Here is a 12,878-nt window from a genome sequence, read left to right as displayed (position 1 = left end):
GCCGAGTCTGCCCCAGGCGCGTACCGCTTCGCCTGGGGCAGACTCGGCTACCCGCGCCGAGCGCTACGGCTGCACGGGGCGGCCCTGGCGATAACGGAGCGGTTCGGCGGCGACGTACCCCGGGAGCACGGCCAGCTCCTCGCGCTGCCCGGGATCGGCGAGTACACGGCGGCGGCCGTGGCCTCGTTCGCGTACGGACAACGGCACGCCGTCCTCGACACGAACGTGCGCCGTGTCTTCGCGCGCGCCGCCGCCGGTATCCAGTACCCGCCGAACGCGACGACCGCCGCCGAACGGAAACTGGCCCGCGCGCTGCTGCCCGTGGACGAGCCGACGGCGGCCCGCTGGGCCGCCGCCTCCATGGAACTCGGCGCGCTCGTGTGCACCTCGAAGAACGAGGACTGCGCGCGCTGCCCGATCGCCTCGAAGTGCGCCTGGCGGCTGGCCGGCAAACCGGCGCACCAGGGTCCGGCCCGCCGTGGCCAGACGTACGCGGGCACGGACCGCCAGGTGCGCGGCAAGCTGCTCGCCGTACTGCGCGAGGCGGTGGCGCCGGTACCGCTCGCGGTGCTCGACGCCGTCTGGGAGGAACCGGCGCAGCGGGCCAGGGCGCTGGACGGACTGGTGGCCGACGGGCTGGTCGAGCCGATGGCCGACGACCTGTACCGGCTGCCGCTGACCTGACCTGACCGCGCCGCCCTGGACCGACCACCATCCGCCCCGTATCAACCGCCCCGTTTCCACCGCTCCGCATCGGCCGGCCCCTCCGGGCCGGCCGTCCGTCTGTCGGCCCGCCGGCCTCTCCGTCCGTCGCCTCACCCGTCACTCACACCCCGCGCGCATTCGTCCGTTCCGTCCCCGCCGTTACACAACCGATGGATGTCCGTGCGCCCGCCGAGGGCTGGCGCGCACGGCCTCGTGACAACGCCTCCGTAATTTCTGTGACGTAAGCGAAGACCACAGAAGCGCGGTACACGGTGCAGTTCACGGGGTGGGAGGCGGTTGGCATGGCGCACGGCGAGGTGCTCGAATTCGAGGAGTACGTACGCACTCGGCAGGAGGCTCTTCTGCGCAGTGCCCGGCGTCTGGTCCCTGACCCGGTCGACGCCCAGGACCTGCTCCAGACCGCCCTGGCCCGTACCTACGGCCGCTGGGACGGCATCGCCGACAAGTCGCTCGCCGACGCCTATCTGCGCCGGGTCATGATCAACACCCGTACCGAGTGGTGGCGTGCGCGCAAGCTCGAAGAGGTGCCGACCGAGCAGTTGCCCGAGCCCTGCGTCGAGGACGGCTCCGAGCAGCGCGCCGACCGCGCCCTGCTCATCGACATCCTCGGTGTTCTCGCCCCGAAGCAGCGCAGCGTCGTCGTGCTGCGGCACTGGGAGCAGATGAGTACGGAGGAGACGGCGGCGGCGCTCGGCATGTCTACCGGTACGGTGAAGAGCACGCTGCACCGGGCGCTCGCCAAACTCCGCGAGGAGCTGGAGGCCCGGGAGCTGGAGCGCCGTGACACGGAGCGCCGGACGCCGGGGAACCTGCGCGCCGCGCACCGCGCACCGCGCACCCTCGCTCCGGAGCGGGCCGGTTATCGTCGCGACGGACGGGAGCAGGAGAGGTGCGCGGCCTGAAGCGCGACGGAGACAGCACGCCCGGCCGGTCCCCGAAGAGGGTGACGCTGTCCGCGACCACCGCCACCGGCGGTGTGGCGCTGGCGGCGCTCCTCGCCTTCGGCGTGTTCGCCATCGGCTGCTCCACGAACACGACCGGCACCAGGGACGAGGGCGCGGCGGTCGTCGCCACAGCCGAGCCCGCCGCCCCGCCGACCTCCGAGGCGTCGGCCGGACCGGCCGAGGACATCGACCCGGTGGCCCTGCTCCGGCGGGACCCCAAGGTGAGCACCCGGGTGAAGGCCGACCTCAAACCCTGCTCGGCGAACGCCTACCCGGTGGACACCTCGTACGGCAATCTGACCGGCGGCACCGCACCCGACGTCGTGGTCAACGTGATGACCTGCGACGATGCCGTGGGGCTCGGCACGTACGTCTACCGTGAGTCCGACCAGGACCATCAGTACGAGAACGTCTTCGTCGCCGAGGAACCCGCCGTGTACGCCACGATCGACCGTGGCGAGCTGGTGGTGACCCGCCAGGTGTACGCGAAGGGCGACCCCGTGGCGTATCCGTCCGGTGAGGACGTCGTGACCTACAGCTGGGCCGACACGAGATTCACCGAGCGCTACCGGGTGCGCAACAACTACAGCGGAGCGGTCGGCAGCGGTCCCGTGGACACCGTCCCGGCGCCGTCCTCGCCGACCGACAACTGAGAGAGCTGAGAGCTGCCCGATGGCCGAGACCCATGTCCTTTTCGTGGAGGACGACGACGTGATCCGCGAGGCCACCCAGCTCGCGCTGGAACGCGACGGCTTCGTGGTGACGGCCATGCCGGACGGCCTGTCCGGCCTGGAGGCGTTCCGGGCCGACCGGCCGGACATCGCGCTGCTCGACGTGATGGTGCCGGGTCTCGACGGTGTCAGCCTCTGCCGCCGGATCAGGGACGAGTCGACCGTTCCCGTGATCATGCTGTCGGCGCGCGCCGACTCGATCGACGTGGTGCTGGGCCTGGAGGCGGGGGCCGACGACTACGTGACCAAGCCCTTCGACGGCGCGGTACTGGTCGCCCGGATCCGCGCCGTGCTGCGCCGCTTCGGGCATGCGGGCGGTCCCGCCGGTGAGCTGGCCGGGCACGACCGGACGGACGAGCAGGGCGCGCGGTCCTTCGGCGATCTGGAGATCGACACGGAGGGCATGGAGGTACGCAAAGGGGGCGAGCCGGTGGCGCTGACACCGACCGAGATGCGGCTGCTGATCGAGTTCTCGGCCGCGCCAGGCACCGTCCTGTCCCGTGACAAGCTGCTCGAACGCGTCTGGGACTACGGCTGGGGCGGTGACACCCGCGTCGTGGACGTCCACGTGCAGCGGCTGCGCACAAAGATCGGACAGGACCGGATCGAGACGGTCCGCGGTTTCGGCTACAAGCTCAAGGCATGAAGCGATTCGCCCTGCGCACCGGCGTCCGGTGGAAGATCAGCATCGCGATCGCGGCGGTCGGCGCCCTCACCGCGATGGCGCTGAGCCTTGTCGTGCACAACGCGGCCCAGCTCTCGATGCTGGACAACGCCCGCGAGGTCCAGCTGGAGCGGCTGCTGTTCGCGCAGCGTATGTACGACTCGACGCACGAGCTGAAGTTCGGCACGAAGCTGAACGACCCCGCGCTCCCCGACGACCTGCGGAAGAAGGTGCAGCAGGGCAGGCGCGCCACCTTTGTGCGTGACTCCGCCGACGGGACGCCCGACGTCTGGGCGGCCGTACCGGTGGACAGCGGTGTGCTCTCCCTGAACAGCAAGTTCGCCGACCGCTCCGCGACGATCATGAAGGATCTCGACCAGGCCCTGCTGATCGGCTCGGTCTGTGTGGTGGTCGGCGGCTGCGCGCTGGGCGTGCTGATCGGCGGACAGCTCTCGCGCCGGCTGCGTAAGGCCGCCGCGGCGGCCGGCAAGGTCGCGCAGGGCAATACGGACGTGCGGGTACGGGAGGCGGTCGGCGGAGTCGTACGGGACGAGACCGACGAGCTGGCCCGCGCGGTCGACGCCCTGACGGACGCGCTGAACGAGCGCATCGAGGCGGAGCGCCGGGTCACCGCCGACATCGCGCACGAGTTGCGTACGCCGGTGACGGGCCTGCTCACGGCGGCCGAGCTGCTGCCGCCCGGCCGCCCCACCGAGCTGGTGAGGGACCGCGCGCAGGCCATGCGGACGCTGGTCGAGGACGTCCTGGAGGTCGCCAGGCTCGACAGCGCGTCGGAGCGCGCCGAGCTTCAGGAGATCGCGCTCGGCGAATTCGTCAGCAGGCGGGTGGCACTGCTCGATCCCGCGGTGCGGATCCTTGTCGTGCACGAGTCGTGGGTGAGCACCGATCCGCGCCGGCTGGAGCGGATCCTCGGCAATCTCCTGGCCAACGCGGCCAAGCACGGCGGCACACCGGTGGAGGTGACCGTCGAGGGCCGGGTGGTACGCGTACGCGACCACGGTCCCGGCTTCCCCGACGCGCTGCTGCGCGACGGGCCGAGCCGGTTCCGTACGGGCGCGAGCGACCGCGCCGGGCACGGCCACGGTCTCGGGCTGACCATCGCCGCCGGTCAGGCCCGCGTACTGGGGGCGCGGCTGACCTTCCGCAACGCGGCGGCGGAGAGCCCGACGCCCGGCCCGGACGAGACGGGCGGCGCGATCGCGGTCCTGTGGCTCCCCGAGCACGCCCCGACGGCGACCGGCAGCTTCCCGATGATCGAGTTCCCGGACTGACGCCCCCGTACGCGGACGCCCTCGTGCGCCCTCGTACGTGGTCCCCTGCCGGTCAGACCCCCGTCATGACGCCCACTCCTTCTCCAGGTCGAGGTCCCCCTCCTTGGTCTGGGTGAACGAGAACCAGTTCCCCGAGTCGTCGCGGAAGATCGCCTCCGTCCCGTACGGCCGCTCCTGCGGCTCCTGGAGGAACTCGACGCCCTTGGCCTTGAGCTTCTCGTAGTCCCCGTGGATGTCGTCCGTGGCGAGCACTCCGGCGCCCAGCATCCCCTTGCTGACGAGCGTCCTGATCGCGGCGGCGGACTCCTCGTCCGCCGCGGGCCCGCCCGGCAGCATCAGGGTCAGCACCACGTCGGGCTGGTCCTTGGCACCGACCGTCAGCCAGCGCATCCCTCCCTCACCGAGGGTCATGTCCGTCCGGACCTCCAGGCCGAGCTTGTCGACGTAGAACTCCTTGGCCCGGTCCTGGTCGAGCACCCAGACGGTGGAGATGGCGAGACCCTTGATCATGTCGTGCTCCTCGCAGAGATGTGCCGTACGCGGCCCGCTCAGGGGGCCCGTGCGTCCTCGTTCACCGTAGACATGAGCGGTGTCACCGGGCTTCTCCAGAATTGCGGTCCTCACCTGGCCTGTCGGGGCCGGGTGCGCCCGCGTCACGGGACGGGAAGCCACCGGCCGACAGCAGGGCGTAACACCCCGGTATGAGCGCGGCCCCGCGGCCCGCGTGCTTCGTCCGGTAGGCGCTCGGGGTGCTGCCGGTCTGCTCCTTGAAGCGCTTCGAGAACGTGCCGAGGCTGCTGAAGCCGACGAGCGCGCAGATCTCGGTGACGGTGAGATTCGCCGAGCGCAGCAGCTCCTCGGCGCGCTCTATGCGCCGGCGGGAGAGATAGCGGCCGGGCGTCTGCCCGTACACCGCCTTGAAGGCGCGCACGAAGTGATACCGCGAATACCCGGCGTGCGCCGCCACCGCGTCCAGGTCGAGGGGGCCGGCCCAGTCGCGGTCCATGGCGTCCTTGGCGAGACGCAGCTGCCGCAGGTGCGTGAGGGGCACCTGCGGCTGCTGACCTGCTTGTGTTCTGTCCACGTACTCGATGCTGGCACGCGCCACCGACAACGGCTCTCCGCTGTCCACAGGGCGCCCGATAAAGCGTCTAAGCGGGTTTAAGCGGACTGCGCCGCCGTGTCCCCGCCAGACGGTGCCGCGCCCTTGTCCGCCGCGCCCGCCTTCTCGGGGCCGGCGCCCCGCAGCGGGACCTCCTTGACGAAGAACGCCGCGAGGAAGCCGATCACCGCGACCGAACCGGCCAGCACGAAGGCCACGTGCGTACCGGACGACACCGCGATCTGGTACGCCTCACGCGCCGCGTCCGGCAGCTTCGCCAGGCTCGCCGCGTCGAGCTGCGCGGACTTCTGCGTCACCGCGTCCCCGCCGCGCGCCGCCATCTCCTCCTGCACCTTGCTGGTGAACAGCGCGCCCATGATGGCGACGCCGAAGGAGCTGCCGAGCGTACGGAAGAGGGTGGTGGAGGACGAGGCGACGCCCATGTCACGCGGCTCGGCGCTGTTCTGCGCCACGAGCATCGTGATCTGCATCAGGAAGCCCATACCGGCACCGAGGACGGCCATGTAGACGCCGGAGGTGAGCCGGGAGGTCTCGACGTCCATCTGCGCGAGCAGGAAAAGGCCGACGACCATCAGGGCGCTGCCCATGATGGGGAAGATCTTGTACTTGCCGGTGTTGGTGGTGACCCGGCCCGCGATCAGCGAGACGACCATCATCGACAGCAGCATCGGCAGGAGCAGCAGACCGGAGTTGGTCGCCGACGCGCCCTGGACGGACTGCTGGTAGAGCGGCAGGAAGAGGACGGCTCCGAACATCACGAAGCCGGTCAGGAAGCCGATCACCTGCATCAGGGTGAAGTTGCGGTTGCGGAAGATGTGCAGCGGCAGGATCGGCTCGGGCGCCTTGGTCTGCACGTACACGAACGCGGTGAGCGTGACGACGCCGATGGCGATCAGCTCCATGATCACCGCGGAGCTCCAGGCGTACTCCGTACCGCCCCAGGTGGTGACGAGCACGATAGAGGTGATGCCGACCGTCAGGAGGGCCGCGCCGAGATAGTCGACCTTGCTCTTGGTCCGCTCCACGGCGGGCAGGTGCAGCACGGTCACGATCATCGCGAGGGCGACGGCACCGAGCGGGAGGTTGATGTAGAAGCTCCAGCGCCAGCCGAGGTGGTCGGTGATGGTGCCGCCGACCAGCGGTCCGCCGATCATGGCGAGGGCCATCACGCCGGCCATCATGCCCTGGTACTTGCCGCGCTCACGAGGCGGGATGAGGTCACCGATGATCGCCATGACGCCGACCATGAGCCCGCCGGCGCCCAGGCCCTGGATGGCGCGGAAGCCGATGAGCTGGCCCATGTCCTGGGCCATGCCGCTGAGCGCGGAGCCGATGATGAAGATGACGATGGAGAGCAGGAAGATCTTCTTCCGCCCGTACATGTCGCCGATCTTCCCCCAGATCGGGGTCGACGCGGCGGTGGCGAGGGTGTACGCGGTGACCACCCAGGACAGGTGCTCCAGACCGCCCAGCTCGCCGACTATGGTCGGCATCGCGGTGCCGATGATCATGTTGTCCAGCATGGCGAGCAGCATCGCGATCATGAGCGCGAGCAGCACCACGCGCACACTTCGCGGTTGTGGCTCCGCCTTCTTCTTGAGGTCCGACCCCGCTGCCGTGTCGATCGACATGGCCCCCACTCCCCTGTTTTCTGGTCTGTTTCCTGGTTCTGTACCGCCACTTACTTGCCGACCGGCAAGTTAGTACACTGGGGAAAGTAGACCTGTCACTAGCCGGTCGTCAAGTAAGTAAGTTTCGGGGAGAGCAGTCATGGGCAGCACAGCGCAGCCGCGTCGGGGTGGGGACACCCGCCAGCGCATCCAGGACGTCGCGCTGGAACTCTTCGCCGAGCAGGGGTACGAGAAGACCTCGCTGCGTGAGATCGCCGAGCACCTGGACGTCACCAAGGCCGCGCTCTATTACCACTTCAAGACCAAGGAAGACATCGTGATCAGCCTCTTCCAGGACCTGGCCCGGCCGGTCGATGAGCTGATCGCCTGGGGCGAGTCGCAGCCTCAGACCCTGGAAGTGAAGAAGGAGGTCCTGCGCCGCTACAGCGACTCACTCGCCGCCGCCGCGCCTCTGTTCCGCTTCATGCAGGAGAACCAGGCGACGATGCGCGATCTGAGCGTGGGAGAGACCTTCAAGAGCCGCATGCTGCGGCTGCTGGAGCTGCTCCAGCAGCCCGAGGGCACGATGGCCGACCGCGTCCGCTGCTTCACCGCGATCTTCACGATGCACGCGGGGATGCTGGCCCTCAGGGACGTCGAAGGCGACCCCGAGGAGAAGCAGGAAGCCATCCTCGAGGTCGCCACCGATCTGATGGTGCGCTCTCAGGGGGTCACAGAATGACGTCGGCCGAGCGCAGGAAGTTCACCGGGTTGATCGCGCTGCCGTAGTTGGGGGTCGTACGGATCTCGAAGTGCAGGTGCGGACCGCTCGAATTGCCGGTGTTGCCGGAGAGCGCGATGCTCTGGCCCTTGTCGACCTTCTGGCCGACGTTCACCTTCACCTTGGACAGGTGCGCGTACTGCGAGTACTTCGCGGACGAGCCGGTGCCGTGCTTGATGACTATCGCGTTGCCGTACGCGGGGCCGTCGCCGGCACCGTTCGGGCCGGCCTTCACGACGGTGCCGGTGTGCACGGCCTTCACGTTCGTGCCGACGTCGACGGCGAAGTCCTGGCCCGAGTGCTTGCTGGCCCACATACCGCCGCCGGTGCCGTAGGTGGCACTCAGCGTGTACTTGGAGACCGGCTTGACCCAGGTGGGATTCAGCTTGGCCTTCTTTTCCTTCTTGTCCTTCGCCTTGTCGGCGGCCTTGGCCGCGCCCGCCTTCTGCGAGCTGTCGGCCTTGTCGACGACCGCGGCGGCCGACGCCGGGGCGCCTGCGTCGCCGCTGCTGTTCGCGGCGAACGCGACCCCCGCGCCGAGCGCCGTCGTCACTCCGAGTCCGGCGGCCAGGATGGCGGCACGGGTACGGAGCGTGGACTGGCGGGGCGTGGTGCGCTGCGACATTGAGTAACCTCCGGGCATCAATGGACCCGGCACTCAGGGCACCGGGCGGTGGCTTGCCACACCTTGGTAACCCGACCGCCCATCACACCCCAAACCGCCCATCTACGACATGTCGTCGTAGTCGCCGCACCTGCGTCTCGACCCCTTGACGACCTGAAGCATCCGTTCCGCGTGACCCGAAATGTCCAGATTGGATACTGTTTCGTCGCACGTCACAAGGGTGCCCGCCCGCCGCACGCCCCAGCCACCGCCGCCTTCCGGGCCCTCAGGACCAAGGTCCCGATGCCGACCTTTCCGAAGGTCCCGGCGGAATCACCCGCTTCACCACTATTCCGGGTCGTAGGCCGGGAAACGGGTGTGCGGCTTGTCACGGCGCGGGCCACATCGGGGCCATCGCGAGGCCATGTCGATCACGTACCGAGAGCATGATCCACCCGGCCTGAGGGCCTTCCCGAGAGCCGTTCCGAGGACGGACCGAGGACGGACCGAGGCAGCGGCCGGGCATGACAGAGGGGTGGCCCGGAACCAGTTACGGTCCCGGGCCACCCCTCGTGGCTGGGCTCAGCCTCGCCTCAGCCCTTGTTCAGCGTCGGCTCACGCTTCCTTCGCCAGATTCGGGCCGGCACCGGCGCCGCCGGCGGCCTGCTCGATCGGCGGGACGTCGGGCAGGGCCGACTTCTCCTCGCCACGGAAGCTGAACTTCTTCTCCTCGCCCTCGCCCTCGGTGTCCACGACCACGATGTGACCGGGGCGCAGCTCACCGAAGAGGATCTTCTCGGAGAGGATGTCCTCGATCTCGCGCTGGATCGTCCGGCGCAGCGGCCGGGCGCCCAGAACGGGGTCGTAGCCCTTCTTGGCGAGCAGCGCCTTGGCGTTCGGGCTGAGCTCAAGGCCCATGTCCCGGTCCTTCAGGCGCTCGTCCACCTTGTGCACCATGAGGTCGACGATCTGGATGATGTCTTCCTCGGTGAGCTGGTGGAAGACGACCGTGTCGTCCACACGGTTGAGGAACTCGGGCCGGAAGTGCTGCTTGAGCTCTTCGTTGACCTTGTTCTTCATCCGCTCGTAGTTGGACTTGGTGTCGCCCTGGGCGGCGAAGCCCAGGTTGAAGCCCTTGGAGATGTCCCTGGTCCCGAGGTTGGTCGTCATGATGATGACCGTGTTCTTGAAGTCCACGACCCGGCCCTGGGAGTCGGTCAGCCGACCGTCCTCCAGGATCTGCAGAAGGGAATTGAAGATATCGGGGTGGGCCTTCTCGACCTCGTCGAAGAGGACGACGGAGAACGGCTTCCGGCGCACCTTCTCGGTGAGCTGGCCGCCCTCTTCGTACCCCACGTATCCGGGGGGAGAACCGAAGAGACGCGAAACCGTGTGCTTCTCGCTGAACTCCGACATGTCGAGGGAGATCAGCGCGTCCTCGTCACCGAAGAGGAATTCGGCGAGCGTCTTGGACAGCTCCGTCTTACCGACTCCGGAGGGGCCGGCGAAGATGAACGAGCCACCGGGACGCTTCGGGTCCTTCAGACCCGCCCGCGTACGCCGGATGGCCTGGGAGAGCGCCTTGATGGCGTCCTTCTGGCCGATGACGCGCTTGTGGAGCTCGTCCTCCATACGGAGCAGCCGCGAGGACTCCTCCTCGGTGAGCTTGAAGACCGGGATGCCCGTGGCGGTCGCCAGGACCTCGGCGATCAGCTCCTCGTCCACCTCGGCGACGACATCCATGTCGCCGGCCTTCCACTCCTTCTCCCGCTTGGTCTTCGCGGCCAGCAGCTGCTTCTCCTTGTCGCGGAGCGAAGCTGCCTTCTCGAAGTCCTGGGAGTCGATGGCCGACTCCTTGTCGCGGCGGACGTTCGCGATCTTCTCGTCGAACTCGCGGAGGTCCGGCGGCGCGGTCATCCGGCGGATGCGCATCCGTGAGCCGGCCTCGTCGATCAGGTCGATCGCCTTGTCCGGCAGGAAGCGGTCCGAGATGTAGCGGTCGGCGAGCGTCGCGGCGGCCACCAGCGCGGAGTCCGTGATGGACACGCGGTGGTGCGCCTCGTAACGGTCCCGCAGGCCCTTGAGGATCTCGATGGTGTGCGGGAGCGACGGCTCGGCCACCTGGATGGGCTGGAAGCGGCGCTCCAGCGCGGCGTCCTTCTCCAGGTGCTTGCGGTACTCGTCGAGCGTCGTCGCGCCGATGGTCTGCAGCTCTCCACGGGCGAGCATGGGCTTCAGGATCGAAGCCGCGTCGATCGCGCCCTCGGCGGCGCCCGCACCCACCAGGGTGTGGAGCTCGTCGATGAACAGGATGATGTCGCCGCGGGTGCGGATCTCCTTGAGGACCTTCTTCAGGCGCTCCTCGAAGTCACCTCGGTAGCGGGAGCCCGCGACCAGGGCGCCGAGGTCCAGGGTGTAGAGGTGCTTGTCCTTGAGGGTCTCGGGCACCTCGCCCTTGACGATGGCCTGCGCCAGTCCCTCGACGACCGCCGTCTTGCCGACGCCGGGCTCGCCGATGAGGACCGGGTTGTTCTTCGTACGGCGGGACAGCACCTGCATGACCCGCTCGATCTCCTTCTCGCGCCCGATGACCGGGTCGAGCTTGGATTCGCGGGCCGCCTGGGTGAGATTCCTGCCGAACTGGTCCAGGACGAGCGAGGTCGAGGGCGTGCCCTCGGCCGGGCCGCCGGCGGTGGCGGCTTCCTTGCCCTGGTAACCGGAGAGCAGCTGGATGACCTGCTGCCGCACCCGGTTGAGATCGGCGCCCAGCTTCACGAGGACCTGGGCGGCGACGCCCTCGCCCTCGCGGATCAGGCCGAGCAGGATGTGCTCGGTGCCGATGTAGTTGTGGCCGAGCTGAAGGGCCTCGCGGAGCGACAGCTCCAGGACCTTCTTGGCACGGGGCGTGAAGGGGATGTGGCCGGACGGAGCCTGCTGGCCCTGCCCGATGATCTCCTCCACCTGCTGGCGGACCGCCTCGAGCGAAATCCCGAGGCTCTCCAGGGCCTTAGCGGCGACACCCTCACCCTCGTGGATAAGGCCCAGGAGGATGTGCTCGGTGCCGATGTAGTTGTGGTTGAGCATCCGGGCTTCTTCCTGAGCCAGGACGACAACCCGCCGCGCGCGGTCGGTGAACCTCTCGAACATCGTTAATCGCTCCTCAGAGCGGTCAGGCAGTAAAGGGGTCGGTCCCCTCCCTGTCCTTCCGCAGCTTAGTCCCGCAAGCGGGGACCGCTCATTCCAACTGCCGACATCCGCCGTGATCACCCCGCCTCGACGGCGAACTTTCCTCACGAACAGCCGACACCTGCTCCAACCTGATGGTGCGAGACGATGTTCCCGCAGGCCAGACAGATACCCCCGCTATCGGTACGCCGATGGCGAACGTGAGACGTCCGGGACCGCGTGTCGCCCCTCCCCACTAGGAATGTCTTACCCGTAAGCACTGACAGTCCATGCGGCGCACCCCCGTTCGCTCCGCTACGGGCGAACACCCTTGCACTCCCGAATGCTTCTGTACGCCCCCGCCGCGAACACACAGGGCGAGGGGTCATCAACTCTGCGTAACCCAAAGCCAGGGCGGGGAGTTGGTCCGTGCATGGCTCTTCCCGTCCCGCTCCCCCGCGCGCCGCTGCCGTCCGAAGGCGGCAGCGCCTTCTGGTACGAGCACGAGCTGGGCTGGGCCACGGCGGCGGGACCACCGGTCGCGCTGCTGACCGGGCTCCGCTTCGACGTACTGGAACTGCCTGCCGACGCGGGCGCGGCCGTGCTGCGGCGGATCGGCGCGGCCGGGACGGGTCCGGTGGCCCTGGCGGCGGGCCGGATGCGGCTGCTGGTGGCCGCGGGCGGCGCGGACGAACTGCCGGGGCTGCTCGACTGGCTGGAGTGGGGCGGCGTCGCGCTCGATCTGACGGCCGTGGGCGCCGGCGGCCGGATGACCGCTCCCGAGCCACCGGGAAGGCCGCGGGGGCCGACAGGGGCCGCGCCGGGCGGGTCGTTCGGCGGGCGCCCGGGGGCGGAGCAGGGGGCCGCCGTGTGGCTGCGGCCCCCCGAGCCGGGACGCGAGGTGGAACCGACGCTGCCGGCTCTCACTCATTTCGGACACGGGCCCGGAGGCAGTGCCGGACTCGGGGACAGGGGTGGGGGTGTCCCCGATCTCGTTCGACTCGTGGACACGGCGGCGACGGAGTGCCACCGGGTCCGATTGCTTCGTGGAGAATCGACGGGTACGAAATCTCAGCCGTTGGCCTTCTCGTAGGCTTCGCGGATCTCGGCCGGAACGCGACCGCGATCGTTGACGCTGTAGCCGTTCTCCTTGGCCCACTTGCGAATTTCCGCGGTGTCCTTGTTCCCACCCGCGGCGGCGCGGCCCTTGCCACGGCCACCGGCGGCGCGGCCACCGG

13 protein-coding genes are annotated in these 12,878 nt (G+C 69.1%); 7 read left to right on the top strand and 6 right to left on the bottom strand.

Annotated elements, in window-relative coordinates; translation table 11 throughout:
* The 5 genes from BHU15_RS28745 to cseC all read left to right on the top strand — a co-directional run.
* Positions 1–684 (top strand): HhH-GPD family protein (locus tag BHU15_RS28745; protein ID WP_069629835.1); only part of this gene is annotated, 684 nt, incomplete at its 5' end.
* 323 nt (positions 685–1,007) lie between these two features.
* Positions 1,008–1,628, top strand: a complete 621-nt coding sequence (locus BHU15_RS28740) for a SigE family RNA polymerase sigma factor (RefSeq protein ID WP_069629834.1) — start codon at positions 1,008–1,010, stop codon at positions 1,626–1,628.
* On the top strand, positions 1,616–2,323 hold the full coding sequence (locus tag BHU15_RS28735) for a hypothetical protein (RefSeq protein ID WP_435897015.1): 708 nt from the start codon (positions 1,616–1,618) through the stop codon (positions 2,321–2,323). The genes BHU15_RS28740 and BHU15_RS28735 overlap by 13 nt, the downstream gene beginning before the upstream one ends.
* A gap of 19 nt (positions 2,324–2,342) precedes the next feature.
* Positions 2,343–3,047 (top strand): two-component system response regulator CseB, encoded by a 705-nt coding sequence (gene cseB / locus BHU15_RS28730; protein WP_023539567.1) that lies wholly within the window; start codon positions 2,343–2,345, stop codon positions 3,045–3,047.
* Complete coding sequence (cseC, locus tag BHU15_RS28725; RefSeq protein ID WP_023539568.1) at positions 3,044–4,357, top strand: two-component system sensor histidine kinase CseC; 1,314 nt, start codon at positions 3,044–3,046, stop codon at positions 4,355–4,357. Before cseB ends, cseC begins: the two co-directional genes overlap by 4 nt.
* A gap of 63 nt (positions 4,358–4,420) precedes the next feature.
* Here cseC and BHU15_RS28720 read toward each other — a convergent pair whose 3' ends face one another.
* The 3 genes from BHU15_RS28720 to BHU15_RS28710 form a co-directional block, all read right to left on the bottom strand.
* A complete protein-coding gene (locus BHU15_RS28720; protein ID WP_069629833.1) occupies positions 4,421–4,867 on the bottom strand; it encodes a VOC family protein in 447 nt (148 codons plus the stop codon).
* A gap of 82 nt (positions 4,868–4,949) precedes the next feature.
* Positions 4,950–5,363, bottom strand: coding sequence for a helix-turn-helix transcriptional regulator (locus BHU15_RS28715; protein ID WP_079128441.1), 414 nt, complete (start codon positions 5,361–5,363; stop codon positions 4,950–4,952).
* A gap of 155 nt (positions 5,364–5,518) precedes the next feature.
* Positions 5,519–7,111 carry an MDR family MFS transporter gene (locus tag BHU15_RS28710; RefSeq protein WP_069629832.1) on the bottom strand — a complete coding sequence of 531 codons (1,593 nt, stop codon included), beginning with the start codon at positions 7,109–7,111 and terminating at the stop codon, positions 5,519–5,521.
* 139 nt (positions 7,112–7,250) lie between these two features.
* On the opposite strand from BHU15_RS28710, the gene BHU15_RS28705 reads away from it, so the two are divergent.
* Entirely contained in the window at positions 7,251–7,832 is a 582-nt protein-coding gene (locus tag BHU15_RS28705) for a TetR/AcrR family transcriptional regulator (RefSeq protein WP_069629831.1), read from the top strand.
* Here BHU15_RS28705 and BHU15_RS28700 read toward each other — a convergent pair.
* On the bottom strand, positions 7,822–8,496 hold the full coding sequence (locus tag BHU15_RS28700; RefSeq protein ID WP_069629830.1) for a M23 family metallopeptidase: 675 nt from the start codon (positions 8,494–8,496) through the stop codon (positions 7,822–7,824). The genes BHU15_RS28705 and BHU15_RS28700 overlap by 11 nt on opposite strands.
* A 594-nt stretch (positions 8,497–9,090) precedes the next feature.
* Positions 9,091–11,622, bottom strand: a complete 2,532-nt coding sequence (locus BHU15_RS28695; RefSeq protein WP_069629829.1) for an ATP-dependent Clp protease ATP-binding subunit — start codon at positions 11,620–11,622, stop codon at positions 9,091–9,093.
* 451 nt (positions 11,623–12,073) lie between these two features.
* On the opposite strand from BHU15_RS28695, the gene BHU15_RS28690 reads away from it, so the two are divergent.
* Positions 12,074–12,733 (top strand): SCO3374 family protein, encoded by a 660-nt coding sequence (locus BHU15_RS28690; RefSeq protein WP_069629828.1) that lies wholly within the window; start codon positions 12,074–12,076, stop codon positions 12,731–12,733.
* On the opposite strand, the gene BHU15_RS38690 is transcribed toward BHU15_RS28690, so the two are convergent.
* Positions 12,712–12,878, bottom strand: a 167-nt coding sequence (locus tag BHU15_RS38690; RefSeq protein WP_171908468.1) for an Lsr2 family DNA-binding protein, incomplete at its 5' end; no start/stop codon positions are given. The genes BHU15_RS28690 and BHU15_RS38690 overlap by 22 nt on opposite strands.

Source organism: Streptomyces niveus (genome assembly GCF_001723055.1).
In the GTDB taxonomy this organism is placed as follows: Bacteria; Actinomycetota; Actinomycetes; order Streptomycetales; family Streptomycetaceae; genus Streptomyces; species Streptomyces niveus.
This window is presented reverse-complemented; position numbering and strand designations above follow the sequence as displayed.

Excerpts from the sequence above, each read along its gene's own strand:
- BHU15_RS28715 (WP_079128441.1), bottom strand. The coding sequence starts at position 5,363 with ATGGACCGCGACTGGGCCGGCCCCCTCGACCTGGACGCGGTGGCGGCG.
- BHU15_RS28710 (WP_069629832.1), bottom strand. The coding sequence starts at position 7,111 with ATGTCGATCGACACGGCAGCGGGGTCGGACCTCAAGAAGAAGGCGGAG.
- BHU15_RS28690 (WP_069629828.1), top strand. The coding sequence starts at position 12,074 with ATGGCTCTTCCCGTCCCGCTCCCCCGCGCGCCGCTGCCGTCCGAAGGC.
- BHU15_RS28720 (WP_069629833.1), bottom strand. The coding sequence starts at position 4,867 with ATGATCAAGGGTCTCGCCATCTCCACCGTCTGGGTGCTCGACCAGGAC.
- cseB (WP_023539567.1), top strand. The coding sequence starts at position 2,343 with ATGGCCGAGACCCATGTCCTTTTCGTGGAGGACGACGACGTGATCCGC.
- BHU15_RS28700 (WP_069629830.1), bottom strand. The coding sequence starts at position 8,496 with ATGTCGCAGCGCACCACGCCCCGCCAGTCCACGCTCCGTACCCGTGCC.
- BHU15_RS28740 (WP_069629834.1), top strand. The coding sequence starts at position 1,008 with ATGGCGCACGGCGAGGTGCTCGAATTCGAGGAGTACGTACGCACTCGG.
- cseC (WP_023539568.1), top strand. The coding sequence starts at position 3,044 with ATGAAGCGATTCGCCCTGCGCACCGGCGTCCGGTGGAAGATCAGCATC.
- BHU15_RS28705 (WP_069629831.1), top strand. The coding sequence starts at position 7,251 with ATGGGCAGCACAGCGCAGCCGCGTCGGGGTGGGGACACCCGCCAGCGC.
- BHU15_RS28695 (WP_069629829.1), bottom strand. The coding sequence starts at position 11,622 with ATGTTCGAGAGGTTCACCGACCGCGCGCGGCGGGTTGTCGTCCTGGCT.